The sequence below is a fragment of the Ferrimonas lipolytica genome (assembly GCF_012295575.1).
Classification (GTDB): Bacteria; Pseudomonadota; Gammaproteobacteria; order Enterobacterales; family Shewanellaceae; genus Ferrimonas; species Ferrimonas lipolytica.
In genome coordinates, this window is sequence record NZ_CP051180.1 from 3,774,569 (window position 1) to 3,798,898 (window position 24,330).

A 24,330-nucleotide genomic window follows, 5' to 3' on the forward strand; every position below is an offset into this window, starting at 1 on the left:
AGAGGATTCACCATGCCACGTTCTCTCAAGAAAGGTCCTTTTATTGACCTGCACTTGCTGAAGAAGGTAGAGAAAGCGGTGGAAAACGGAGACAAAAAGCCTGTTAAGACTTGGTCCCGTCGTTCGATGATCATTCCTAACATGATTGGTCTCACCATCGCTGTCCATAATGGTCGCCAGCACGTCCCAGTATTCGTTACTGAAGACATGATTGGTCACAAACTGGGCGAATTCGCGCCGACTCGCACTTACCGCGGCCATGCTGCGGATAAGAAAGCGAAGAAACGCTAAGGGGTAGAAGATGGAAGTTTTAGCTAAACACCGTTTTGCCCGTACCTCTCCTCAGAAGGCACGTCTGGTTGCTGACCAAATTCGTGGTCTGCCTGTAGATCGCGCTCTGGACATCTTAACCTTCAGCAATAAAAAAGCTGGATCTTTGGTTAAGAAGGTTCTGGAGTCTGCAATCGCAAACGCAGAACACAACGAAGGTCTGGACATCGACAACCTGAAGATTACTAAAATCTTCGTTGACGAAGGTCCAACCATGAAGCGCATCATGCCGCGTGCCAAAGGCCGTGCTGACCGCATCCTGAAACGCTCTAGCCACATCACTGTGGTTGTGGCCGACAAGTAAGGGAAGCCGCTATGGGACAGAAAGTACATCCTAATGGTATCCGCCTTGGTATTACCAAGCCTTGGTCTTCGACCTGGTATGCGGAGAAAAAAGATTACGCTGACAACTTGTTCAGCGACCACGAAGTGCGTGAGTTCTTGAAAAAAGAACTTAAAAACGCTTCTTTATCCCGAATCACCATTGAGCGTCCAGCTAAGAGTGTTCGTGTGACTATTCACACTGCTCGCCCTGGCGTTGTAATTGGTAAGAAAGGTGAAGATGTTGAAAAACTGCGTCAGAAAGTAGCCAAATTGGCTGGTGTTCCTGCACAGATCAACATCTCTGAAGTACGCAAGCCGGAACTTGATGCTCAACTGGTTGGTGATTCTATCGCTTCTCAGCTAGAGCGCCGCGTAATGTTCCGTCGCGCTATGAAGCGTGCGGTTCAGAATGCTATGCGTCTAGGTGCCAAAGGCATCAAGATTGAAGTTTCTGGTCGTCTGGGTGGCGCTGAGATCGCACGTACCGAATGGTACCGTGAAGGTCGCGTGCCACTACACACCCTTCGCGCAGATATCGACTACGCAACTTCGGAAGCTCACACCACTTATGGTGTAATCGGCATTAAAGTTTGGATCTTCAAAGGTGAAGTTCTGGGCGGCATGCCGGTTGTTGAAGAGCAACCGAAGCCGCAGCCGAAGCGCAAAGGTCGTGGTAAGTAAGGGGAACCGAGATGCTGCAACCTAAACGTATGAAGTTCCGTAAGATGCATAAGGGCCGTAACCGTGGTGTCGCAACCACTGGTGATAAGGTATCCTTTGGCTCTTTCGGTCTGAAAGCGACCACCCGTGGCCGTATGACCGCTCGTCAAATCGAAGCGGCTCGTCGTGCCATGACCCGTCACGTCAAGCGTCAGGGCAAAATCTGGATCCGTGTGTTCCCAGACAAGCCAATTACTGCTAAACCGCTTGAAGTTCGTCAGGGTAAAGGTAAAGGTAACGTTGAGTACTGGGTAGCACAGATCCAACCGGGTCGTGTCCTGTACGAAATGGAAGGCGTGCCAGAAGAGCTAGCTCGTGAAGCTTTCGCTCTGGCTGCTGCCAAGCTGCCTATCCAGACCACCTTTGTAACTCGTAAGGTGATGTGATGAAAGCACAAGATCTGCGTGAAAAAAGCGTTGAAGAACTGAATGCGGAGCTGTTAAACCTGCTGCGTGAACAGTTCAACCTGCGTATGCAGAACGCGACTGGTCAGTTGAAAGCGACCCACGAAATGAAGAAGGTACGCCGTAACATTGCGCGCGTGAAAACCATTCTTACTCAGAAGGCAGGTGCGTAATGTCTGATACTAAACGTACTCTTCAGGGTCGTGTAATCAGCGACAAGATGGACAAGTCCATCACCGTAGCCATCGAGCGCAAAGTTAAGCACCCGATCTACGGTAAATTCATGAACCGTACTACTAAAGTACACGCTCATGATGAAACCAACCAGTGTGGCATCGGCGATCTCGTTGAGATCAAAGAGTGTCGTCCACTGTCTAAGACTAAGTCTTGGATGTTGGTTAGCGTTGTAGAAAAAGCTTAATTATCTGAGCTTTATTCTGTGACACGATGAAGCCGGCCCAGGTTCGCCTGGGCCGGTTAATTTTTATCTACCCTTTTTATTTTTTCGTGGTTATAATGGCGCGCCTTTTCGAAGGGCAGCCAACTTAGCCCGTAAGGGTATTTGAAGTAAAAAAAGTAAGCGGAGCATTGAAATGATCCAAATGCAATCTGTGCTGGACGTTGCCGATAATTCCGGTGCGCGCAGCGTACAGTGTATTAAGGTCTTGGGTGGCTCTCACCGTCGTTACGCCCATATTGGCGATATCATCAAGGTTTCTGTTAAGGAATCTATTCCTCGCGGTAAAGCGAAGAAAGGTGATGTATTTAACGCGGTGGTAGTACGCACCAAGAAGGGCGTACGTCGTCCTGACGGTTCTGTCATTCGCTTTGACCGTAACGCTGCTGTTTTGCTTAACGCAAGCAACCAGCCGATCGGAACTCGTATCTTTGGCCCTGTGACTCGTGAACTTCGTAATGAACAGTTCATGAAAATTGTGTCACTAGCGCCTGAAGTACTGTAAGGAGCGAACCATGGCAGCAAAAATCCGTCGCAATGACGAAGTAATCGTACTGACCGGTAAAGACAAGGGCAAACGCGGTAAAGTTTCCCAAGTTTTGACCACAGGTAAGTTACTGGTCGAAGGCGTAAACCTGGTAAAGAAACACCAGAAACCTAACCCACAGTTAGGTGTTCAAGGTGGAATTGTTGAGAAAGAAGCCCCTATCCACGCCTCCAACGTGGCTCTGGTTAACCCTGCTACTGGCAAGGCTGACCGCGTAGGTTTCCGTGTTGAAGATGGTGCGAAAGTACGTTTCTTCAAATCCAACAACGAACTCGTTAAGTAATTGGAGTTAACATGGCGAAACTGCATGATTACTACAAAGAAGCTGTAGTAAAAGAACTGATGCAGCAGTTCGGCTACAAAAGCATCATGCAAGTCCCACGGATCGAAAAGATTACCCTGAACATGGGTGTCGGTGAAGCCGTTGCGGACAAGAAGGTGCTAGAAAATGCTGTAGCTGATATGGCTGCTGTTTCTGGTCAGAAACCTCTGATCACTAAAGCCCGTAAATCTGTTGCTGGCTTTAAGATCCGTGAAGGTTACCCGATTGGTTGTAAAGTAACCCTACGCGGCGAGCGTATGTGGGAGTTTTTCGAACGTCTGGTATGTATCGCGGTTCCACGTATCCGTGACTTCCGCGGCCTGAACCCGAAAGCGTTCGATGGTCGTGGTAACTACTCCATGGGCGTTCGTGAGCAGATCATCTTCCCAGAAATCGATTACGATAAAATCGATAAGATCCGCGGTATGGATATCACCATTACCACTTCTGCGGGTTCTGATGAAGAAGGTCACGCTCTGTTGGCTGCCTTTAACTTCCCGTTCCGTAAGTAAGGTGTAGGGTTATGGCTAAACTATCAATGAAGGCGCGCGATGCAAAGCGCACCAAGCTGGTAGCACAGTACGCTGAAAAGCGTGCGGCGCTAAAAGCTATCATTAAGGATGTTAACGCATCTGAAGAAGATCGTTGGAATGCAGTGCTCAAACTGCAGCAACTCCCTCGTGACTCCAGTGCATCTCGTCAGCGTAACCGCTGCAACATCACTGGTCGCCCACACGGCTTTTTACGCAAATTCGGCCTGAGCCGTATCAAATTGCGTGAAGCAGCCATGCGTGGTGAAGTTCCTGGTCTTAAAAAGGCCTCTTGGTAAGCATTCGGGAGTAAGCGAATATGAGCATGCAAGATCCGATCGCGGATATGCTGACGCGCATCCGCAACGGCCAGGCTGCCAACAAAGTTGCAGTGACCATGCCGTCCTCAAAGCTGAAGAAAGCAATTGCTTCTGTATTAAAAGCAGAAGGTTTTATTGCTGACTTCGCCGTCTCAGGTGACGTTAAACCTACTCTGGAAGTAACTTTGAAGTACTTCCAAGGTAAGCCGGTAGTTGAATCTATCGAGCGTGCCAGTCGCCCAGGTCTACGTATCTATAAGAAAAAAGATGCGTTACCTAAAGTTATGGGTGGACTTGGTATTGCTATCGTATCCACCTCACAAGGTGTGATGACCGACCGCGCAGCCCGTAATTTGGGTATGGGTGGCGAGATCATCTGCTACGTAGCGTAAGGGAGGAGCACTAATGTCTCGTGTAGCTAAGGCACCTGTTGCTATCCCTTCAGGCGTAGAAGTGACCGTTAACGGTCAAGAAATCACCATTAAAGGTGGTAAGGGTACTCTGACTCGCGTATTTCACGCTGCAGTTGAAGTAGTTAAAGGCGATAACGAAATCACTTTCGGTCCACGTGAAGGCTTTGCCAACGCATGGGCTCAAGCTGGTACCGTACGCGCTTTGGTTAACAACATGGTTACTGGCGTTACTGCTGGCTTCACTAAGAAGCTGCAGCTAAACGGTGTTGGTTACCGTGCCAACGTTAAAGGTAATGTTGTTAACTTGACTCTTGGTTTCTCTCACCCTGTCAACTACGAGTTGCCAGAAGGTGTGAAGGCTGAGTGCCCAAGCCAAACTGAAATCGTCCTCACAGGCGCCGACAAGCAGGTTGTAGGTCAAGCTGCTGCGAACATCCGCGCATACCGTAAACCAGAGCCATACAAAGGCAAAGGTGTACGTTACGCAGATGAGAACGTGCGTCGTAAAGAGGCCAAGAAGAAGTAAGGTAATACGATGGACAAGAAAGCAGCTCGTACGCGTCGCGCAACTCGCGCACGCAAACAAATTCAGGAAATGGGTGCGACTCGTCTGGTCGTATTCCGTACTCCGCGCCACATCTACGCTCAGGTTATTACTGCTGACGCTACCGTAGTGGCTGCTGCCTCTACCGTTGAGAAAGCAATTGCTGAGCAACTGAAGGGCACCGGTAACATCGACGCCGCTAAGGTAGTTGGTAAAGCGGTAGCTGAGCGCGCTCAGGAAAAAGGTATCACTACCTTGGCCTTTGATCGCAGTGGCTTTAAGTATCACGGTCGCGTACAAGCTTTGGCTGACGCTGCTCGTGAAGCTGGCCTCCAGTTCTAAGTTGGGAGTGGAAAATGGCGAATCATGATAATCAAGCCGGTGATCTGCAAGAGAAATTGATTGCAGTAAACCGCGTTTCTAAAGTTGTTAAAGGTGGTCGCATCTTTAGCTTCACCGCACTGACTGTAGTTGGTGACGGTAACGGTAAAGTAGGCTTCGGCTACGGTAAAGCACGTGAAGTTCCAGCTGCTATTCAAAAAGCAATGGAAAAAGCACGTCGCAACATGCTGACTGTTGACCTGAACAAAGGCACCTTATTCCACCCGGTAAAAGGTCGTCACTCTGGTTCTAAGGTTTACATGCAGCCTGCTTCTGACGGTACTGGTATTATTGCCGGTGGTGCAATGCGCGCCGTACTGGAAGTTGCTGGTGTACATAACGTACTTGCCAAAGCTTACGGTTCTACTAACCCGATCAACATCGTACGTTCAACCGTAGATGCTCTGACTTCCATGAACTCTCCGGAGCAAGTGGCAGCCAAGCGTGGTTTGCGTGTTGAAGAATTGCGAGGGTAATCACAATGGCTAAAACTGTTAAGGTTACTCAGACTAAATCTGCTATCGGTCGTTTGCCGAAGCACAAGGCTACTTTGACTGGCCTAGGTCTGCGCAAAATCGGTCACACCGTAGAGCTGGAAGATACTCCTGCTGTACGTGGTATGATCAACAAGGTTTACTACATGGTTAAGGTTGAGGACTAAGATATGCGTTTAAATACTTTGTCTCCAGCTCCTGGTGCCAAGACCGACGCTAAGCGCGTTGGCCGTGGTATCGGTTCAGGCCTGGGTAAAACTGGTGGTCGTGGTCATAAAGGTCAGAAGTCTCGCTCCGGCGGCGGCATTCGTCCTGGTTTTGAAGGCGGTCAGATGCCTTTGAAACAGCGTCTACCTAAGTTTGGTTTTACTTCTCGTAAGTCTCTGGTTTCCTCTGAAGTGCGTCTGCACGAAGTAGCGAAAGTAGAAGGCGACGTAGTTTCACTGGCAACTCTGAAAGAAGCTGGCATCATTACTGCAAACATTCAGTTTGCGAAAGTTGTCCTTTCAGGTAAAATCGAGCGCCCAGTAACAATCTCTGGTCTTAAAGTGACCAAGGGTGCTCGTGAAGCCATTGAGGCCGCGGGCGGCAAGATCGAAGAGTAACGGGAAAGAGTAAGCAATGGCAAAGCCAGGACTTGAGTTAAAAAGTGCGAAAGGGGGCCTTTCTGAACTGAAAGCGCGCCTGTTGTTTGTCCTTGGAGCCATTATTGTGTTCCGAGCTGGTTCTTTCGTGCCAATTCCTGGTATTGACGCTGCTGTTCTTGCCGAGCTGTTCAATCAGCAACAGGGCACCATCGTGGAGATGTTTAACATGTTCTCCGGTGGCGCCTTGGAGCGTGCTTCTGTGTTTGCGTTGGGTATCATGCCGTACATCTCTGCATCGATTATTATGCAGTTATTAACGGTAGTTCACCCAACCTTGGCAGAGTGGAAGAAAGAAGGGGAGACTGGTCGTCGTAAGATTAACCAGTGGACTCGTTACGGCACATTGGGCCTAGCTTTCTTCCAGTCTATCGGTGTAGCGACTGGCCTACCTTCAATGGTTCCAGGGCTGGTTGCTAATCCAGGTTTCGGTTTCTACTTTGTAGCAATCGTTTCCCTAGTGACCGGTACCATGTTCCTAATGTGGTTGGGTGAACAGATCACCGAACGTGGCATTGGTAATGGCATCTCAATCCTGATTTTTACAGGTATTGTAGCTGGCTTACCGTCTGCGATTGGCCAAACGGCAGAGCAAGCACGTCAAGGTGAACTGCACTTGCTCTTATTGCTCGGTATCGTGGTTCTTGTTGGTCTGGTAACAGCTTTTGTGGTATTTATGGAGCGCGGTCAACGCCGTATTGTGGTAAACTACGCCAAGCGTCAGCAAGGTCGTAAAGTGTTTGCCGCACAAAGCACTCATTTACCTCTAAAAGTTAATATGGCCGGTGTGATTCCGCCTATCTTCGCGTCTAGCTTAATCCTGTTTCCAGGTACGCTAGCCCAGTGGTTTGATAAAAGCTCTGGTGGCATCTTGTCGGATATTTCTCTGGCATTGTCTCCGGGTCAACCGCTTTACGTGTTGATTTACGCTGTAGCAATCGTGTTCTTCTGTTTCTTTTACACGGCGTTGGTTTTCAACCCGCGTGAAACAGCCGACAACTTGAAGAAGAGTGGTGCGTTTATCCCTGGAATTCGTCCAGGCGAGCAGACTGCCCGCTATATCGATAAAGTGATGACTCGCCTAACTTTGGTTGGTGCGGCTTATATCACCTTTATCTGTCTGGTTCCGGAGTTCATGATGATCACCACCAACGTGCCGTTCTACTTAGGTGGAACCTCACTGTTGATTATGGTGGTTGTAATTATGGATTTCATGGCGCAAGTTCAGACTCACCTGATGTCTTCTCAGTATGAGTCAGTCTTGAAGAAAGCCAACCTTAAGGGCTACGGCCGTTAAGCGAACCAATCCACGGAGTATCAAAATGAAAGTTCGTGCATCAGTTAAGGCCATGTGCCGCAACTGTAAAGTTATCAAACGTAATGGCGTTGTTCGTGTTATCTGCTCTGAGCCGAAGCACAAACAGCGTCAAGGTTAATCGACAATAGTCGAGAAACCGACAAAAGTGCACAGGGCTGACCAACAGGTCAGCCCCTGTGTTGTTGCAATCGAGTTGGCTGTCGAGTATCCTACCGGGCTTTTCACGGTCAACCATAATAATGTAGGAGTGCTATAGTGGCCCGTATCGCTGGCATTAACATTCCAGAGCATAAACACGCGGTGATCGCTCTAACCGCCATTTTCGGCATCGGCCGTACTCGCGCAATCGAAGTTTGCGCGGCTGCTGGCATCGCTGAAGATGTAAAGTTTAAAGATCTGGACGAGTCCACCATTGATAAAGTGCGTGAAGTCGTTGGCCAATTCACCGTAGAAGGTGACTTGCGTCGTGAGATCTCCATGAACATCAAGCGTCTGATGGACCTAGGTTGCTACCGCGGCCTGCGTCACCGTCGCAGCTTGCCACTTCGTGGACAACGTACCAAGACTAACGCGCGTACCCGTAAGGGTCCACGTAAACCGATTAAGAAGTAAGGGGAATTTAACCAATGGCTAAAGCTCCTTCTCGTACTCGTAAGAAGGTACGTAAGCAGGTCGCAGACGGTATTGCACACGTTCATGCTTCCTTCAACAACACCATTGTGACTATCACTGACCGTCAGGGCAACGCTCTGGCATGGGCCACCGCAGGTGGTTCTGGTTTCCGTGGTTCTCGTAAGTCTACTCCGTTCGCTGCACAGGTTGCTGCTGAGCGTTGCGCTGAAATCGCAAAAGAGTATGGCCTGAAGAACCTGGAAGTAGAGGTGAAAGGTCCTGGTCCTGGTCGTGAATCATCCATTCGTGCGTTGAATGCTGCGGGTTTCCGTATCACCAACATCACCGATGTGACTCCGATCCCACACAACGGTTGTCGCCCGCCTAAAAAGCGTCGCGTTTAACCTTTAGGACAGTTGGAGAAGTAACATGGCAAGATATTTAGGTCCTAAGCTCAAGCTGAGCCGTCGTGAAGGAACAGATCTGTTCCTGAAAAGCGGTGTGCGAGCGATCGATTCTAAGTGCAAGATCGATACCGTTCCTGGTCAACACGGCGCTCGTCGCTCGCGTTTGTCCGACTACGGTGTCCAGCTGCGCGAAAAACAAAAAGTTCGTCGTATTTACGGCATTCTGGAAAAGCAATTCCGGAACTACTACAAGGACGCGGCTCGTCAGAAGGGCAACACCGGTGAGAACCTGTTGGTTCTGCTGGAGTCTCGTCTAGACAACGTAGTTTACCGCATGGGTTTTGGTGCTACTCGCGCTGAAGCACGTCAGCTGGTAAGCCACAAAGCCATCAAGGTTAACGGTCGTGTTGTAAACATCCCGTCTTTCCGCGTATCTCCGAACGATATTGTATCTGTTCGTGAGAAGTCTCAGAAGCAAGCCCGCATCAAAGGTGCATTGGAAGTTGCTGGACAACGTGAGAAGCCGACTTGGGTTGAAGTTGACGGCGCTAAAATGGAAGGCACTTTCAAGCGCTTCCCAGAACGTAGCGACTTGTCTGCTGAAATCAACGAACAGCTGATCGTAGAGCTTTACTCTAAGTAAAGCTTAACCGTAAAGAGAGGACAAAATGCAGGGTTCTGTTACCGAATTTCTAAAGCCACGACTTGTTGATATTGATCAGGTTAGTTCTAATCGAGCTAAAGTGACTTTGGAGCCCCTTGAGCGTGGTTTTGGCCACACTTTAGGCAACGCTCTTCGTCGCATTCTGCTCTCTTCCATGCCTGGTTGTGCAGTTACCGAAGTTGAAATCGACGGTGTATTGCACGAGTACAGCAGCAAAGAGGGTGTCCAAGAGGACGTGCTCGAGATCCTGTTGAACCTTAAAGGTTTAGCAGTGAAGCTCGAAGGCAAAGAGGAAGCTACTCTGACCCTGAGCAAGTCCGGTGCGGGCCCTGTCACTGCAGCAGATATCACCCATGATGGTGATGTAGAGATCGTTAATCCCGATCATCTTATCTGTACTCTGACCGGTGCCGATGCTGAAATCAGCATGCGCATCAAGGTAGAGATCGGCCGCGGCTACATGCCTGCGTCCGCTCGTGCTCAGGCTGAAGAGGATGAACGTCCGATTGGCCGTCTGTTGGTTGATGCGTCATTCAGCCCAGTAGTTCGCATTGCTTACAATGTTGAAGCTGCTCGTGTTGAACAGCGTACTAACCTAGACAAACTGATCATCGACATGCACACCGATGGTACTCTGGATCCTGAAGAAGCGATCCGTCGTTCAGCCACTATTTTGGCTGAGCAATTAGAGGCCTTCGTTGACTTGCGCGATGTAAGTGAGCCGGAAGAGAAAGAAGAGAAGCCGGAATTCGATCCGATTCTGCTGCGTCCTGTCGACGATCTGGAACTGACAGTTCGTTCGGCTAACTGTTTGAAAGCAGAAGCCATTCACTACATTGGCGATCTGGTACAACGTACCGAAGTTGAGCTACTGAAGACCCCTAACTTGGGTAAGAAGTCTCTCACTGAGATCAAAGACGTATTGGCTTCCCGTGGTCTATCTTTGGGCATGCGCCTTGAGAACTGGCCACCAGCTTCATTAGTCGACAACATGTAACCCAGTCGTAAGAGATTTAGGTTAGAAGGATAAGGTCATGCGCCATCGTAAGAGCGGTCGTCAACTGAATCGTAACAGCAGCCATCGTCAAGCTATGTTCCGCAACATGGCTGTGTCGTTGGTTAGCCACGAAGTTATTAAAACGACCCTGCCTAAGGCAAAAGAGCTGCGCCGTGTAGTAGAGCCACTGATCACTTTGGCTAAGACTGACAGCGTTGCTAACCGCCGTCTGGCATTCGCCCGTACCCGTGATAAAGCGGCTGTAGGCAAACTGTTTAATGAACTGGGTCCACGTTACCTGGAGCGCGCTGGTGGTTACACCCGCATCCTAAAATGTGGCTTCCGTACCGGTGATAATGCTCCTATGGCATTCATCGAGTTGGTAGAGCGTCCAGTATCTGAAGAAGCACCAGCTGAAGCTGAGTAATTCTATCGGATAAGAAAAAAGCGAGCTTCGGCTCGCTTTTTTTGTATCTGCAATATAGCTGTCCTCATTTTGCTGCTCAGCCCTCAGCCCTCAGCCCTCAGCCCTCAGCCCTCAGCCCTCAGCCCTCAGCCCTCAGCCCTCAGCCCTCAGCCCTCAGCCCTCAGCCCTCAGCCCTCAGCCCTCAGCCCTCAGCCCTCAGCCCTCAGCCCTCAGCCCTCAGCCCTCAGCCCTCAGCCCTCCGCCCTCAGCCCTCCGCCCTCAGCCCTCAGCCCTCAGCCCTCCGCCGTCCCTAAACCCTTAGAGGTTCAACTGAGCGATACAGTGCGCGCACAAACGCCTTCAATGGCTAAAGTACAACGGCGTACATTTTCTGCGGTGTCCAAATGGGCTGCAACGAGAATACTTTTAGAACGTTGATATGTGTTAGTTAAAACAGTCAGGGTATTGGCGTGAAACTATCGTAGATTATCCAATCTAGGTTGCATGGTGCGGACAATGATCTATGCGACTTGTTGTTACTAGTATCGGCTCTGCTTGCTGGTGAGCTTAGATACGTGGCGGACGGTTAGACGAGTAAGGCGGATCGATTCAATTGGCTAATCTAACCAATACAGAGATGTATTCTCATCGGTATAAGGTGGCTAAGACTGCGCCGGCAATTACCCCAACCTTCTGAAACGACAATGTCAGATACTGCACTTAGTTAGCTTTGATTGGCGATGTTAGTTACATATCCTCTGCTTCCAAAGGAGCCATTTTGCTGGAGCTAGGACGAGTTGTTGGCGGCTTATTCGATCCAGACTAAGGTAATGATTATCGCAGCTCGGCCGGTGCTATAGGTGTGGGCTGTGAGTCCCAGATCGCAGGAGATCTAGGAGCAGAAGGAGCAATGCGCTTGATAAAGCTATTTGCAAGTCTGACTTGGACCCGGGTGTTAGCACCTTGCTAGTAAGGGTGAAGCAGATAAGAATGTCGAGGTGTAATTCAATCGGTGAAACAGTCGTAGTAGCTGCCTAATGCTGACTTAACGAACTATATGCTGTTAATTGACCATATATTCGGCGTCTTAACGGTCTTCCGATTGCCTTGATGTAATCGGAACTTTAGCTCCTGATAATTATATCGGTATCAATTTTGTTCCTTGGTTAGGACTAGGTTCAACTAGGGACGTTAACTGTTTGTTCATCAGTATTAGCAATCCTTGTGGTGTAGTGTTTTACCTGTTAACTAAATACTGGTTCAGAGGAGACATTAGCAAACGCTAAGGTCGCATCAGACCGACACTTTGGGCCAGAATGCAGCAAGCGATTCGAGCCAGTTCGTTCGTTAGAGCGACCGTAGTTTTGTGCTCTCCTCTAAGCTCAATGAGTTGGCGAACCCAACAGTCAAGTAGGCATCCCGTTAGTCGATAAATCTGATGAGTGCCCCGCATCATGCATGAGCAGAACACGCAGATCTTTGCTCTCATACTTCGTGATGGAACCGAGTATCGATTCTCCACTAGAACGGTGCTGACTAGGTACTAAGCTATATCGCCGGTAGACTGCCGTTGGTCTTTTTGAAACTGTTTACCATCACCAGCTTCGTTGATCATTGCTAATGCACAAATAGGGCCGAATCCTAGTGCCCCAAGTAGTGACTGGTAACTATCTTGCTGATTGCAGCCGACTACGATGGTAGGCCAGTTTTTCTATATCACTATTTAGCAACCGAATGTCGTCAACCAAACCAGCCAACAAACTACGCATTGTTGCTGTCAGCCCATTGGTCGGCGCTGCAATAGCATCAGGTACGGCCTCTAGCATCGTTGTAATGCCTTTAGGGGAAACAACACTGTATGGCATTGCTAATGCCTGTATCTGATTGGAGGTGGCTGTGCGTTGCGCAAGCACTATAGAGCTGACACCGCATCAATGCTCTGGCGCTACTATTGCAGGTAGCTATCGTTCTTCTGCTGACGCGTATGCGCTTGGCTGCCTGAGCAGGCAATAATAGTGGTTAAGCCCATCTCCAAGTCATGTCCGTCCCAGTGATCAGGTTTACATCGCGATTACAGTGCCTTTCAGTTCCAGTTGATGCTGCCATCATCAAGCTGCACAAACTTAGAAAACATTCTCTTCAGGTCAATGCCGACTGCCTTAATATTCATGATGGACACTCCTTCTAGCGAATAGCATTGCTTGACTCATTCTGGAGCATTGCGATGCCGGCTGTGAGAGGTGCGTCAATCACATCACTACAAATTGTTATTTCATATGGTTGGGTTAAGGAAATGGCAGTCATAAAAAAAGCTTCCATATTGGAAGCTTTTTTTAGATTTGCTGAGACGTCTAGCGCTTAGTACCCGCTTTGTCCTTCGCTATATTCCATCTTTTTATGCTCTTTACCCATGGCTTCAGCAACCTCTGGCGGCATGTAGTTCTCATCGTGTTTAGCAAGAACTTCAGAGGCTTCTAGCACGCCAGGTTCAACCAAGGTGCCTTGGGCTACGATGCCTTGACCTTCGCGAAATAGATCCGGCAGCATGCCATCGTAGAGTACGGTAATGGCTGGGCCAGTGTCTGCTACCTGGAAAGCGATCTTAAGGCTGGTTGGATCACGCTCTACTGAGCCTTCTACTACCATGCCACCAACGCGGATCCGTTGGCCTACATCAGGTTTAGCACCGCCATCGTTTCTGCCTTGAACCACTTCGGTTGGAGTGTAGAACAGGTCCAAGTTCGAATTCAGTGCAAACAGTAACAGTGAAGCTACGGCAGCAACGCCACCAATTAAAACGGTGGCGAACAAGAGGCGCTTTTTACGGCGTGGATTCATTGATTTTGACTCCTGTGTTGACGCAAACGTTCTTCACGAATCTGCTTGCTGGCAATCTGTTGTAGTACGGCTTTGCGTTTACGGATAGATGCGATAGTAATGCTACCTAACCCGATGAATGCGATTCCGTAGGATAGCCATACATATTGTGCATAGCCACCCATTTGCAAAAATTCACCTAAAGAGGAAAACTGAAAGCTTAAATCCATTATTTGCACTCCTTGGCAACAAGGGCACGAACCCATGGGCGCATGCTGTTTCGGGCTAACACTTCAGCGCGGAAGCGAAGTGTACTTAAGGTTGCGATAAGCATTGCAAAGCCAAAGATATTGCACAGCAGTGGAATCAACATCTCTGGAGGCATGGCGTTGCTCTTGCCTACGGTGATAGCGTTCGGCTGGTGTAGGGTATTCCACCACTCAACGGAGTACTTGATAATTGGCAGGTTGATAACGCCAACAATTGCCAATATGCCGGCAGCCTTAGCTGCCATAACCTTGTCTTCAAACGAGGCATAAAGCGCGATTACGCCCAAGTATAGGAACAGCAATACTAACTCGGAAGTCAGACGAGCATCCCACACCCACCACGCGCCCCACATTGGTTTACCCCAAGCTGCACCAGTAACCAAGGCAATAACCGTTAAGATTGCGCCAACCGGTGCGATCGCAGCAGCGGCAATGTCTGCCATTTTAATCTGCCATACCAACCCAATAAAGGCACATACGGCCATGGCCATGTAAGCGGACATCGACATCGATGCTGCTGGTACGTGGACAAAAATGATGCGATAAGAGTCACCCTGCTGATAATCAACTGGGGCAAAACCTAAGCCCCAGATGGTGCCGGTAGCGATTAATAAGGTGGCTAATACTGCAAACCAAGGCAGCATTGTACCTGCGAGTTGGTAGGCTCGCTCAGGATTGGCATAAGGATGTAACCACTTCCACATATCAGTTTGTACTCACTCGTAATGAAGCGCTAATCGCAACTGGCGCTAGGACTAAAGAACCTACTAGTAGGGCCGCTAAGATAGCAAGGTGACCTAAAAAGGGTAAGTTCATTGATGCGGCATCAATTGCGCTAGTAGCGAAGATTAATACCGGAATGTATAAAGGTAGGATCAACAGGCTTAGTAGCACGCCGCCTTTTGGCAGACCGACTGTAAGCGCAACGCCAATCGCACCTAATAGAGATAGGATCGGCGTTCCTACTGCTAAGGTAGACATTAGAGCGCTGTAAGCGTTCTCATCTAGGTTCAATAAAACCGCTAATAATGGCGAAAGTAGGATCAGTGGCACACCGGTCACAATCCAATGCGCTAATACTTTAGCTAACACCATAAGTGATAATGGTTGCGGGCTTAGCATCATCTGCTCAAGGGTACCGTCACTATAGTCCGACTTAAACAGGCGTTCGAGTGACAACATTGAAGACAGTAGTGCAGCAACCCAGATGATTCCCGGCGCGATCTCCATAAGCGTATTTGGCTCTGGGCCGATGCCTAATGGGAATAGCGTCACTACCATCACGAAAAACATCAATGGGTTAAATATGTCACCACGATGGCGAAAGGCGATCTGCAGGTCGCGTTTAAGTACCGTTGAAAACGCTTGGTAATAGCTAATTTCTCGCATTGACTAAACCTCTGCCGAGAACTGATATTCAAGACGAAGCTTCTGCAGGCGGTCAGGCCCAACTAGCTGAAGATCTTGGTGTGTAGTGAGGATCACGCAGCCGCCGTTATCAGCATGACGCAGGAATAGTTGTTCCAGTTCGGCAACACCGCGTTTATCGATTGCTGTAAGTGGCTCATCAACAATCCAGATCTTGGCTTCGGTATGCCAGAGGCGGGCTAGGGCGATGCGTCGATGCTGTCCGGCGGAAAGGTGTCCAGCGGTATGGTCTTCGAAGCCAGTCAGATTCACTCGAGCTAAGATTTCACTTAGAGGGACATCGTTATAGCCAGCCATCTTCAAATTAAAGTTGAGATTTTCTTCAGCTGTCAGCTCGCTTTTAACACCTGGCAAGTGGCCAAGATAAAGCAGTGCTTGATGATACTCGTCGCGGGCTTGAGTGATTGCGGAGTTATTAAAATACACCTCGCCACTGTATGGGCGTGATAAGCCTGCAAGGATCCGCAGTAAGCTGGTTTTGCCGGCTCCATTGGGTCCTTCAATCTGAATGATATCGCCTGGATAGACATCAAAACTCAAATCATCAAATAGGATTCGCTCTTCACGAATACAGGTTAGCTGCTTGGCTTGCAGTAATGGCTGTGGGCTAGGTTGTGTCACCGTATCCTCTTGACTCTCTATGGGTCATTACACTAGGGGCATGTTATCACAGCGGTAACATGGGTCACGTAATCAACTCACAGAAGTGAAGTAAGTGTTGCTGAATAAATGAAAATAAACTGGAGTTGTGAGTTAACTAACATAACGGCTAGTTGTTATGAGCGATTAACTGTCGAATGATGTTTCCTGAATTGCACGGGCGAGTGTGGTTGTGACATACCTCTAAAATTATGCAAGAATTAGACTTCAGTGGCAGCGATCTAGACCAAAATTGGTTTGGTTCACCATGAGTGCCTTTTTGATGTGTCTATGGATTGGGAAAATACGATGAAGAAAATTGTAATGCTTGCAGCTGTTGCCAGCTTTGCGCTTAGCACAAACGCGATGGCTCAAGACGGAAAAGCGGTTTACGAGAAAGCGTGTAAAACCTGTCACTCGATTGGCTTAGCTGGTGCACCAAAGTTTCAAAATGCTGCGGATTGGGCGCCGCGTTTTGAAAAAGGGATGGATGCAATGCTGAAGAGCGTTAACAACGGTATGAACGCAATGCCTTCGAAAGGGGCCTGTATCGACTGTAGTGATGAAGATTACAAAGCTGCGATTAACTACATGGCCGGCAAATAGTCGTCGGTCGAGCTAATAAAAAAGCCTCTTCAATTGAAGAGGCTTTTTTGATCCCGCACTAAGGCTTATTGGATAACGGTATCAATGGTTACCGTTACAGCCTGACCCAGTTTCACTTGAGCTTGTTCGCCCTGCATGTCACCGGCAGTTGGCGCCTTGCTGTTATTTAGATTAATCGCAGCAATAATGTTTACCTGCTCAAATGAGCTGATAGTTGAGTCTGCGGTCATAGCGAAGCTGTCATCGAGTACAACAGTACTTGGCAACTCTTTCACTTCGATACGAGCAATCGCTACTGGCATGTTACCGCCAGTGGCGTTGGCGTAAACAAATACGGTGTCAGTTGGCTTTGCTTTACCTACCAGATCGGCGGCCAGTTCAACGGTAACGGTTACCGCTTTGCTGCTATCAACTGAAGCTTTAGCTTGTTCTTTCTTGTTGGCTGAGTCGATGAACATCTGCGCCTGAGCAATCGCATTCATGATGCCTTCGCGATCGATTCCCTGCTGCGGGCTAGTAAGGATAATCTCCCAGTTCATGATGGCTTCTTCATAGTTGGCGCTAAAGAACGCGTCCATACCAAGTAATAAGCGAACTGAAGGGTCTTTGTCGTCGTCAGCTAGCGCTTGGTCGATAACAGCTCGTACTTCTGGGGTGATATTCTCATCGGCTTGGTAGTACATTGCGGTTGCTTTTGGACCAAGCAAGTCTGCGTGAGCACCTACTAGTTCAATTGCTTTATCAAATGCTTTTACTGCCTGAGAGTAACGGCTTGCGCTGATGTAAGCGTGACCTAGGTTAAACCAGCCTTGGCTGTTGTTTGGATCATTAGCCAATTCCGCTTCAATCTGTTCAATCTGCATCGCCATCATCTGATCAGGGGTCATGGTTTGGCCCTGATGTGGGGCTTGGCTGCCTGCGCTTTGGAAGTTCCAATCATTAGCGCGGCCAAGATCGTTGTAGATGTAACCACTGATGGCAAGCAATACAACGCTCATTGAGACCGGCCAAACTACACTATTATTTCGCTGAACAAGCTTGTCTTCTTCCTGTTCAACGTTTTGCAGTAAGTTCACCTGCAGTTCTTGTTCTAACGCAGTGAACTCATCTTGGTTGATGCGACCATCGGTTAATTCGGTATTCAGATCCTCTAAGCGTTCGTTGTAGAGGCCTAAGTTAGCCTGCTTACGGATCTCGGTGTCGTTTTTCTTGTCGTCTAGCTTATTGCGGCGTAAGAACGGTAGCCAAATCAAGCCCAGTGCCAATACCGTAAGGGCGGCGATAGCAATCCAAAAGTTCGTCATAGCAGTCTCATGGTGGTGAACGTCACCTTCACAAGCGAGGTAACGCGAAGCTCAGTCGAATCACTGAACGCAAAATTTCAAATTAACGATGGATTATACGGCAAGCCAAATAGTTGAACAGACCCTCATGGCAACAGAATTTCATTCTGATTTCGTTATGGGGTGGTAATCACAATTCGGCCAATAACCTGTCAATTGTACGCAACTTTGTTGAACTATCATCGTCTTAACCACAACCTTTTAATTTTTGTTGTTGTAGATTGTACGTTTGCCGCGAAAAATTCGATGCTGTGAGCTTGGTTGCTAAAACTAAAATCGACAGCAGACATTGCGACAGATAGTGCCTAAAATGGCAACAAATGACCCTCATTCAACTCGAGATAGTAGAATGAATGAGACCCTTTTCCTCTGAGGTAAGCTAATGATTCCGGAACTTGGACATTATTCTCTCATTATTGGTTTGGCTTTTGCTGCGCTGTTATCAGTGGTTCCACTGATTGGTGTTGTGCGCAAGGATGCCTACTTAGTGAGTTTCGCCCGTCCGTTAACCTACGGCATGTTCGCATTTATGAGCATCGCTGTGATTTGTTTGGGCTACGCTTTTGCAACTGATGACTTCTCCGTCATGTATGTTGCATCAAATTCAAATAGCCAATTGCCGGTTTACTTCAAGATTGCTGCAATCTGGGGCGGACACGAAGGCTCTCTCCTGTTTTGGGTATTCTCCATCGCAGTGTGGGCAGTATCGGTAGCATTGTTCAGTAAGCCATTGGAAGACGCTTTTGTCGCCCGAGTTCTGGCTGTACTGGGCATGATCACCGTCGGCTTCTCCCTATTCATGCTATTCACCTCGAGCCCGTTTGAGCGCTTGTTGCCAAACGTACCGATGGAAGGGCGTGACCTGAACCCAATGCTGCAGGACGTTGGTCTTATCTTCCACCCACCTCTGCTTTACTTAGGCTACGTAGGCTTCTCCGTTGCATTTGCGTTCGCTATCGCAGCGCTGATGTCTGGCCGCTTGGACTCTGCATGGGCACGTTGGTCTCGTCCTTGGAACCTCGCTGCTTGGGCATTCCTAACTGCGGGCATTTCCCTCGGTTCTTGGTGGGCATATTACGAGCTTGGCTGGGGTGGTTGGTGGTTCTGGGATCCAGTTGAAAACGCTTCCTTTATGCCTTGGTTAGTTGGTACTGCTTTAGTGCACTCCCTGATCGTAACTGAGAAGCGCGGTACCTTCCGTAACTGGACCATTCTGCTGGCTATCTTCTCCTTTAGCTTGAGCCTTTTAGGTACTTTCCTAGTTCGTTCCGGCGTACTGACATCAGTGCACTCGTTTGCAGCCGATCCTTCACGTGGTCTATTTATTCTGCTCTTACTTGGTTTAGCTGTCGGTGGTTCGTTAACGTTGTTTGCGTTCCGTGCGACCGAACTCAAATCGCCAGCTCGATTTGAGTTGCTGTCGAAAGAAACCATGCTATTGCTATGTAATGTATTGTTAGTCGTTGCCACCGGTTCGGTATTGCTGGGTACCCTTTACCCACTGTTGGGTGACGCATTGGGTCTGGGACAGATTTCCGTAGGACCTCCATACTTCAACACCGTATTCGTACCAATCGTATTGCTGTTGTTCATGTTCATGGGTGTTGGCCCGTTCATTCGCTGGAAGAAATCCAAGCAGGGTGAACTCAAGAAGTTGTTGCCGTCTGCAGTTATCGCATTGGCAGTTGCTCTGATTGCCCCTTACGTTATTGGTGGCAAGACCAACGGTTGGGTTATCGCCGGGGTATTCACTGCGGTTTGGGTTGCTTGTACCCTAATCCAAGACATTTTCCGCAATTTGCGTGATGTTGATGGTAGCTTCAATACCCGTCGTATTACTCGTAGCTATATGGGTATGGTGTTGGCGCACGCCGGTATCGTTATGTCAATTCTTGGCGGCACCGTGGTTTCTAACTACGAGATTGAACAATCCGTACGTATGGGGCCAGGGATTTCAGCGGAACTGGAAGGTTACAAGTACACCTACGTCGAAACTCAGATGGTGCAAGGTCCTAACTACACCGCCGAGCAAGCCGTTATTACTGTCGAAAAAGACGGTGAGTACGTAACCACTTTGTACCCAGACCGTCGTAAGTATAATGTTCGCACCATGAACATGACCGAAGCCGGTATCGATTGGGGCTTTGGCCGTGACCTTTACGTGACCATGGGTGATCCGTTAGATGCAACTCACTATGCGGTGCGTCTGAACTACAAACCAATGGTTCGTTGGATCTGGATTGGTTCGATCTTCATGATGGTTGGTGGTGCCGTCGCGGCTACCGATAAGCGTTCAGCAGGTCGCCGTAAGAAGAAAGCCACTGCTAAGCAGTTGGCCAACGCTTAAGCGAGGAGTAGTAATGAAGCGTTTGGTATTATTCGTCCCATTAGTTATTTTTCTTGGGGTGGCAGCATTTTTGTTTCAGGGGTTGTACCTGAATCCGAAAGAGCTGGACTCAGCACTGGTAGGTAAGCCGGTACCGCAATTCCAATTAACTCAATTGGAAGATCCAGCGGTTACTATCACTAACAAGGATTTGGCTGGTGAAGTTTACCTAATCAATGTCTGGGCGACATGGTGTCCATCTTGTAAGTATGAGCACCCGTTCTTGAACAAGTTAAAGCAACGCGGAGAGATGCCAATCTATGGCATTAACTATCGTGATGAACGCATGCCGGCTGTTCGCTACCTTAATAAAAGTGGCGATCCGTACAGCATCAACCTGTTCGATCCGGAAGGTAGCTTTGCGTTTGACCTAGGGGTTTATGGCGCTCCGGAAACCTTCGTTGTCGATGCCAAAGGTATTGTTCGCTACCGTTTTGCTGGAGTACTTGAGCCAGGCGTATGGGCGCGAGATTTTATGCCGCTGATTAAGCAATTGCGTCAAGAAGCAAAGGGAATCTCTTAATGAAACGCATCCTTACATTAGTTGTAGGGGTCATGATGGCCGCGGCGATCCATGCCGCGCCTATCGACACCTACGAATTTAATGATGAAGAACACCGCGAACGCGGACAAAGCTTAGCGGCTGAACTTCGCTGCCCGCAATGTCAGAACCAGAACCTGCATGATTCCAACTCGCCAATCGCGATGGATATGCGCTTACAGGTTTACGAAATGGTTGGCGAAGGAAAGAGTAATGATGAAATCATCACTTACTTTACCGATCGTTATGGTGATTTCGTGCGTTACCGTCCAGCGTTTGACGCTCGTACTGCAGTGTTGTGGATGGGGCCAGTAGCATTCCTGATTATTGGTGCCATTGGTGGCTTTGTCTTTATTCGTCGTCAGCGTGCACAAACCGCAGGCTCAGTTGAAGTTTCTTCTATTGATAAAGAGAAGTTAGACAAGCTGCTAAAGGATCAACAACAGTGATTCGTCAGTTTCTGATCGCTATCGCGCTATTTACCAGCAGTGTCTCCGCCTTTCCAGGCGCAGGTGCTGCCGGTACCGATCCTGCGCTTAAAAACTTTATTCAGCTGTCGCGACCACAGAGTCTAGAAAGTGTTGGGTTCCTAGGGCCCCACGGGCAGCCGGTACAGTTGTCGGATTTTCAAGGTCAGGTCACGATGATCAATCTGTGGGCTACTTGGTGCCCACCGTGTGTACGTGAGTTGCCTTCCCTAGAACGTTTCCGTGCTGAGTATGCAGACAAAGGTATAGTTGTTGTTCCTATCGCCACTGATCAAGATCCTGGTGTTGTTGCGCCGTTTTTGAAACAGCTTGGTATGGCCGATATGAGTACCTATTACGACAACCGTAATAGCTTCGGGCAAATCCTGCCTACGGATTTGATTCCAGCAACCTACATCCTTGATGAAAATGGTCAATTGGTGGCATTCGTACGTAGCTTTGTTGACTGGGATAATCCAGCAGTTCGGCAGATGTTAGACGGCTATCTAAAACCAAAGTCCTAACGCTGGTTGAGATTTAAACAATATAAAGCAGATTGGATGGATTAATGACCGTTCAATCTGCTTTTTCTATTTAAGGGTTGTGTAACTTTAATCACACCCTATAATGCGCTTCCTGTCGACGGGGCAACGCAGCAAACGCTGATGTAGCAACGGTTGATATGGCGTCAGCCACTACGTTAACTTTTCATATAAGTCCTTGACTTGGTAAGTTAACTGGTTAAAATGGCGCTCTGCTTCGAACCTTAAGCCGAAACGCTTAAAATACGAAGTTTAGCCTCAAAAAGAAATTCAACTTTCTGCTTGACGCTGACAAAGGAAAGCGTATTATACGCCTCCTGCTTCGGCAACGAAGCCAAGTTCGTAAGAACTGCTCTTTAACAATTTGTCAGATAATCTGTGTGGGCACTCACGTAGAATTGAGAAATCATCATTTTCTCGATATTTACTGAGTGACTATACGAAATTCAGTATTCATTGAGTGTCTAGCTCTTAGGAGTTGGACAAAAAATCAAATCTTTAATTGAAGAGTTTGATCATGGCTCAGATTGAACGCTGGCGGCAGGCCTAACACATGCAAGTCGAGCGGAAACGATGATGATGAACCTTCGGGGGATTCATTAGGCGTCGAGCGGCGGACGGGTGAGTAATGCTTAGGAATTTGCCCAGTCGAGGGGGACAACAGTTGGAAACGACTGCTAATACCGCATACGCCCTACGGGGGAAAGGAGGGGACGCTTCGGCACCTTCCGCGATTGGATAAGCCTAAGTGAGATTAGCTAGTTGGTGAGGTAAGAGCTCACCAAGGCGACGATCTCTAGCTGGTTTGAGAGGATGATCAGCCACACTGGGACTGAGACACGGCCCAGACTCCTACGGGAGGCAGCAGTGGGGAATATTGCACAATGGGCGAAAGCCTGATGCAGCCATGCCGCGTGTGTGAAGAAGGCCTTCGGGTTGTAAAGCACTTTCAGCGAGGAGGAAAGGTCAACGGTTAATACCCGTTGGCTGTGACGTTACTCGCAGAAGAAGCACCGGCTAACTTCGTGCCAGCAGCCGCGGTAATACGAGGGGTGCAAGCGTTAATCGGAATTACTGGGCGTAAAGCGCATGCAGGTGGTTTGGTCAGTCAGATGTGAAAGCCCCGGGCTCAACCTGGGAACTGCATTTGATACTGCCAAACTAGAGTCCTTGAGAGGGGGGTAGAATTTCGGGTGTAGCGGTGAAATGCGTAGAGATCCGAAGGAATACCAGTGGCGAAGGCGGCCCCCTGGCAAGAGACTGACACTCAGATGCGAAAGCGTGGGGAGCAAACAGGATTAGATACCCTGGTAGTCCACGCCGTAAACGATGTCTATTAGGAGGTTGTTCCCTTGAGGAGTGGCTTCCAAAGCTAACGCATTAAATAGACCGCCTGGGGAGTACGGCCGCAAGGTTAAAACTCAAATGAATTGACGGGGGCCCGCACAAGCGGTGGAGCATGTGGTTTAATTCGATGCAACGCGAAGAACCTTACCTACTCTTGACATCCAGAGAAGCGACCAGAGATGGACGTGTGCCTTCGGGAACTCTGAGACAGGTGCTGCATGGCTGTCGTCAGCTCGTGTTGTGAAATGTTGGGTTAAGTCCCGCAACGAGCGCAACCCTTGTCCTATGTTGCCAGCGCGTAATGGCGGGAACTCATGGGAGACTGCCGGTGATAAACCGGAGGAAGGTGGGGACGACGTCAAGTCATCATGGCCCTTACGAGTAGGGCTACACACGTGCTACAATGGTCAGTACAAAGGGTTGCCAACTAGCAATAGTGCGCTAATCCCATAAAGCTGGTCGTAGTCCGGATTGGGGTCTGCAACTCGACCCCATGAAGTCGGAATCGCTAGTAATCGTAGATCAGAATGCTACGGTGAATACGTTCCCGGGCCTTGTACACACCGCCCGTCACACCATGGGAGTGGGCTGCAAAAGAAGTGGGTAGTTTAACCTTTCGGGGAGGACGCTCACCACTTTGTGGTTCATGACTGGGGTGAAGTCGTAACAAGGTAGCCCTAGGGGAACCTGGGGCTGGATCACCTCCTTAAACGACATGATTACTTGTTTTGCGCTGAGTGTTCACACAGATTGTCTGAAATCATTAAGTCTTTGACTTGATGATTTTGGCTCGTTGTTCGTTTACGAACGACATGCTCTTTAAAAATTTGGAAAGCTGATAAAATTTTCTCGAGAAACTGTAAGAGTTTCTAAATAAACAATCTTACAAGTGTCTAAAGATATCCGGCGTTACACCTCCTACCCGGAGCGTGTAACTAACGAAAACATTTGGTTGCGGCATATTACGATGCTGAGTTTGCATACTCAGAAGCGTATTGCGCAGGTATTTGGTTCTCAATCGCGGAGAAACGAGAGTGAGCGAGGAAGTTAGCTTTTGCTAATGACCGAAGTGAACGAACGGTTCAACAAAGAGTGAGATTCAAAGACCAAG

General features: G+C 48.8%; 35 protein-coding genes and 1 rRNA gene. 30 read left to right on the forward strand and 6 right to left on the reverse strand.

The window, feature by feature from the left end:
• The first annotated feature begins 12 nt into the window (after positions 1–12).
• From rpsS to HER31_RS17210, 24 genes are all read left to right on the forward strand, one after another.
• On the forward strand, positions 13–291 hold the full coding sequence (rpsS, locus tag HER31_RS17095; protein ID WP_168662447.1) for a 30S ribosomal protein S19: 279 nt from the start codon (positions 13–15) through the stop codon (positions 289–291).
• A 10-nt stretch (positions 292–301) separates the two neighbouring features.
• Positions 302–634: a 50S ribosomal protein L22 gene (rplV, locus tag HER31_RS17100; RefSeq protein ID WP_168662449.1), complete on the forward strand. Its 333-nt coding sequence runs from the start codon at positions 302–304 to the stop codon at positions 632–634.
• Between the two features lie 11 nt (positions 635–645).
• Positions 646–1,335: a 30S ribosomal protein S3 gene (gene rpsC / locus HER31_RS17105; RefSeq protein WP_168662451.1), complete on the forward strand. Its 690-nt coding sequence runs from the start codon at positions 646–648 to the stop codon at positions 1,333–1,335.
• 11 nt (positions 1,336–1,346) lie between these two features.
• On the forward strand, positions 1,347–1,760 hold the full coding sequence (gene rplP / locus HER31_RS17110) for a 50S ribosomal protein L16 (RefSeq protein ID WP_168662453.1): 414 nt from the start codon (positions 1,347–1,349) through the stop codon (positions 1,758–1,760).
• Complete coding sequence (gene rpmC / locus HER31_RS17115) at positions 1,760–1,951, forward strand: 50S ribosomal protein L29 (RefSeq protein WP_168662455.1); 192 nt, start codon at positions 1,760–1,762, stop codon at positions 1,949–1,951. Before rplP ends, rpmC begins: the two co-directional genes overlap by 1 nt.
• Positions 1,951–2,199, forward strand: a complete 249-nt coding sequence (gene rpsQ, locus HER31_RS17120; RefSeq protein ID WP_168662457.1) for a 30S ribosomal protein S17 — start codon at positions 1,951–1,953, stop codon at positions 2,197–2,199. Before rpmC ends, rpsQ begins: the two co-directional genes overlap by 1 nt.
• 172 nt (positions 2,200–2,371) lie before the next feature.
• Complete coding sequence (gene rplN / locus HER31_RS17125; RefSeq protein ID WP_168662459.1) at positions 2,372–2,740, forward strand: 50S ribosomal protein L14; 369 nt, start codon at positions 2,372–2,374, stop codon at positions 2,738–2,740.
• 10 nt (positions 2,741–2,750) lie between these two features.
• Complete coding sequence (rplX, locus tag HER31_RS17130) at positions 2,751–3,065, forward strand: 50S ribosomal protein L24 (protein ID WP_168662461.1); 315 nt, start codon at positions 2,751–2,753, stop codon at positions 3,063–3,065.
• Between the two features lie 11 nt (positions 3,066–3,076).
• Complete coding sequence (gene rplE, locus HER31_RS17135; protein WP_168662463.1) at positions 3,077–3,616, forward strand: 50S ribosomal protein L5; 540 nt, start codon at positions 3,077–3,079, stop codon at positions 3,614–3,616.
• A gap of 11 nt (positions 3,617–3,627) precedes the next feature.
• Positions 3,628–3,933: a 30S ribosomal protein S14 gene (rpsN, locus tag HER31_RS17140; RefSeq protein WP_168662465.1), complete on the forward strand. Its 306-nt coding sequence runs from the start codon at positions 3,628–3,630 to the stop codon at positions 3,931–3,933.
• 20 nt (positions 3,934–3,953) lie between these two features.
• On the forward strand, positions 3,954–4,346 hold the full coding sequence (rpsH, locus tag HER31_RS17145) for a 30S ribosomal protein S8 (RefSeq protein WP_168662467.1): 393 nt from the start codon (positions 3,954–3,956) through the stop codon (positions 4,344–4,346).
• A 13-nt stretch (positions 4,347–4,359) separates the two neighbouring features.
• Positions 4,360–4,893 carry a 50S ribosomal protein L6 gene (gene rplF / locus HER31_RS17150; RefSeq protein WP_168662469.1) on the forward strand — a complete coding sequence of 178 codons (534 nt, stop codon included), beginning with the start codon at positions 4,360–4,362 and terminating at the stop codon, positions 4,891–4,893.
• A 9-nt stretch (positions 4,894–4,902) separates the two neighbouring features.
• On the forward strand, positions 4,903–5,253 hold the full coding sequence (gene rplR / locus HER31_RS17155; protein ID WP_168662471.1) for a 50S ribosomal protein L18: 351 nt from the start codon (positions 4,903–4,905) through the stop codon (positions 5,251–5,253).
• 14 nt (positions 5,254–5,267) lie between these two features.
• Positions 5,268–5,768, forward strand: a complete 501-nt coding sequence (gene rpsE, locus HER31_RS17160; protein WP_168662473.1) for a 30S ribosomal protein S5 — start codon at positions 5,268–5,270, stop codon at positions 5,766–5,768.
• A 5-nt stretch (positions 5,769–5,773) separates the two neighbouring features.
• Positions 5,774–5,953 (forward strand): 50S ribosomal protein L30, encoded by a 180-nt coding sequence (rpmD, locus tag HER31_RS17165; RefSeq protein WP_168662475.1) that lies wholly within the window; start codon positions 5,774–5,776, stop codon positions 5,951–5,953.
• A 3-nt stretch (positions 5,954–5,956) separates the two neighbouring features.
• The gene (rplO, locus tag HER31_RS17170) at positions 5,957–6,391 is read left to right on the forward strand and encodes a 50S ribosomal protein L15 (RefSeq protein WP_168662476.1); all 435 of its coding nucleotides are present in this window, start codon (positions 5,957–5,959) and stop codon (positions 6,389–6,391) included.
• Positions 6,392–6,407: 16 nt separating this feature from the next.
• A complete protein-coding gene (gene secY, locus HER31_RS17175) occupies positions 6,408–7,727 on the forward strand; it encodes a preprotein translocase subunit SecY (RefSeq protein ID WP_168662478.1) in 1,320 nt (439 codons plus the stop codon).
• A gap of 25 nt (positions 7,728–7,752) precedes the next feature.
• Positions 7,753–7,866 (forward strand): 50S ribosomal protein L36, encoded by a 114-nt coding sequence (rpmJ, locus tag HER31_RS17180; RefSeq protein ID WP_073326189.1) that lies wholly within the window; start codon positions 7,753–7,755, stop codon positions 7,864–7,866.
• 137 nt (positions 7,867–8,003) lie between these two features.
• Complete coding sequence (gene rpsM, locus HER31_RS17185; protein WP_168662480.1) at positions 8,004–8,360, forward strand: 30S ribosomal protein S13; 357 nt, start codon at positions 8,004–8,006, stop codon at positions 8,358–8,360.
• Positions 8,361–8,374: 14 nt separating this feature from the next.
• Positions 8,375–8,764: a 30S ribosomal protein S11 gene (gene rpsK, locus HER31_RS17190; protein ID WP_028117124.1), complete on the forward strand. Its 390-nt coding sequence runs from the start codon at positions 8,375–8,377 to the stop codon at positions 8,762–8,764.
• Between the two features lie 25 nt (positions 8,765–8,789).
• Positions 8,790–9,410, forward strand: coding sequence for a 30S ribosomal protein S4 (gene rpsD, locus HER31_RS17195; RefSeq protein WP_168662482.1), 621 nt, complete (start codon positions 8,790–8,792; stop codon positions 9,408–9,410).
• 25 nt (positions 9,411–9,435) lie between these two features.
• Positions 9,436–10,428, forward strand: a complete 993-nt coding sequence (locus tag HER31_RS17200; RefSeq protein WP_168662484.1) for a DNA-directed RNA polymerase subunit alpha — start codon at positions 9,436–9,438, stop codon at positions 10,426–10,428.
• 37 nt (positions 10,429–10,465) lie between these two features.
• Complete coding sequence (gene rplQ / locus HER31_RS17205) at positions 10,466–10,855, forward strand: 50S ribosomal protein L17 (protein ID WP_168662486.1); 390 nt, start codon at positions 10,466–10,468, stop codon at positions 10,853–10,855.
• A 1,713-nt stretch (positions 10,856–12,568) separates the two neighbouring features.
• Positions 12,569–12,718, forward strand: coding sequence for a hypothetical protein (locus HER31_RS17210; RefSeq protein ID WP_168662488.1), 150 nt, complete (start codon positions 12,569–12,571; stop codon positions 12,716–12,718).
• A gap of 474 nt (positions 12,719–13,192) precedes the next feature.
• On the opposite strand, the gene ccmE is transcribed toward HER31_RS17210, so the two are convergent.
• From ccmE to ccmA, 5 genes are read right to left on the reverse strand one after another with little or no spacing between them, the layout of a single operon-like run.
• The gene (ccmE, locus tag HER31_RS17215; RefSeq protein WP_168662490.1) at positions 13,193–13,672 is read right to left on the reverse strand and encodes a cytochrome c maturation protein CcmE; all 480 of its coding nucleotides are present in this window, start codon (positions 13,670–13,672) and stop codon (positions 13,193–13,195) included.
• Positions 13,669–13,881, reverse strand: coding sequence for a heme exporter protein CcmD (ccmD, locus tag HER31_RS17220; RefSeq protein WP_168662492.1), 213 nt, complete (start codon positions 13,879–13,881; stop codon positions 13,669–13,671). Before ccmD ends, ccmE begins: the two co-directional genes overlap by 4 nt.
• Positions 13,881–14,624, reverse strand: coding sequence for a heme ABC transporter permease (locus tag HER31_RS17225; protein ID WP_168662494.1), 744 nt, complete (start codon positions 14,622–14,624; stop codon positions 13,881–13,883). Before HER31_RS17225 ends, ccmD begins: the two co-directional genes overlap by 1 nt.
• A 1-nt stretch (position 14,625) precedes the next feature.
• A complete protein-coding gene (ccmB, locus tag HER31_RS17230) occupies positions 14,626–15,309 on the reverse strand; it encodes a heme exporter protein CcmB (RefSeq protein ID WP_168662496.1) in 684 nt (227 codons plus the stop codon).
• A 3-nt stretch (positions 15,310–15,312) separates the two neighbouring features.
• The gene (gene ccmA, locus HER31_RS17235) at positions 15,313–15,969 is read right to left on the reverse strand and encodes a cytochrome c biogenesis heme-transporting ATPase CcmA (protein WP_168662498.1); all 657 of its coding nucleotides are present in this window, start codon (positions 15,967–15,969) and stop codon (positions 15,313–15,315) included.
• Positions 15,970–16,296: 327 nt separating this feature from the next.
• On the opposite strand from ccmA, the gene HER31_RS17240 reads away from it, so the two are divergent.
• On the forward strand, positions 16,297–16,593 hold the full coding sequence (locus tag HER31_RS17240) for a c-type cytochrome (protein WP_168662500.1): 297 nt from the start codon (positions 16,297–16,299) through the stop codon (positions 16,591–16,593).
• Between the two features lie 65 nt (positions 16,594–16,658).
• Here the strand turns inward: HER31_RS17240 and ccmI are convergent, their stop codons facing one another.
• Entirely contained in the window at positions 16,659–17,897 is a 1,239-nt protein-coding gene (ccmI, locus tag HER31_RS17245) for a c-type cytochrome biogenesis protein CcmI (RefSeq protein ID WP_168662502.1), read from the reverse strand.
• Between the two features lie 421 nt (positions 17,898–18,318).
• Between ccmI and HER31_RS17250 the strand changes: the two genes are divergently transcribed.
• The 5 genes from HER31_RS17250 to HER31_RS17270 all read left to right on the forward strand — a co-directional run bounded on the left by HER31_RS17250 (position 18,319) and on the right by HER31_RS17270 (position 23,928).
• Positions 18,319–20,283, forward strand: coding sequence for a heme lyase CcmF/NrfE family subunit (locus HER31_RS17250; RefSeq protein WP_168662504.1), 1,965 nt, complete (start codon positions 18,319–18,321; stop codon positions 20,281–20,283).
• Positions 20,284–20,296: 13 nt separating this feature from the next.
• Positions 20,297–20,845, forward strand: a complete 549-nt coding sequence (locus HER31_RS17255) for a DsbE family thiol:disulfide interchange protein (RefSeq protein WP_168662506.1) — start codon at positions 20,297–20,299, stop codon at positions 20,843–20,845.
• Positions 20,845–21,312, forward strand: coding sequence for a cytochrome c-type biogenesis protein (locus HER31_RS17260; protein WP_168662507.1), 468 nt, complete (start codon positions 20,845–20,847; stop codon positions 21,310–21,312). Before HER31_RS17255 ends, HER31_RS17260 begins: the two co-directional genes overlap by 1 nt.
• Positions 21,309–21,854 (forward strand): TlpA family protein disulfide reductase, encoded by a 546-nt coding sequence (locus HER31_RS17265; RefSeq protein ID WP_168662509.1) that lies wholly within the window; start codon positions 21,309–21,311, stop codon positions 21,852–21,854. The genes HER31_RS17260 and HER31_RS17265 overlap by 4 nt, the downstream gene beginning before the upstream one ends.
• 517 nt (positions 21,855–22,371) lie before the next feature.
• A 16S ribosomal RNA gene (locus HER31_RS17270) occupies positions 22,372–23,928 on the forward strand.
• Positions 23,929–24,330: the final 402 nt, after the last annotated feature.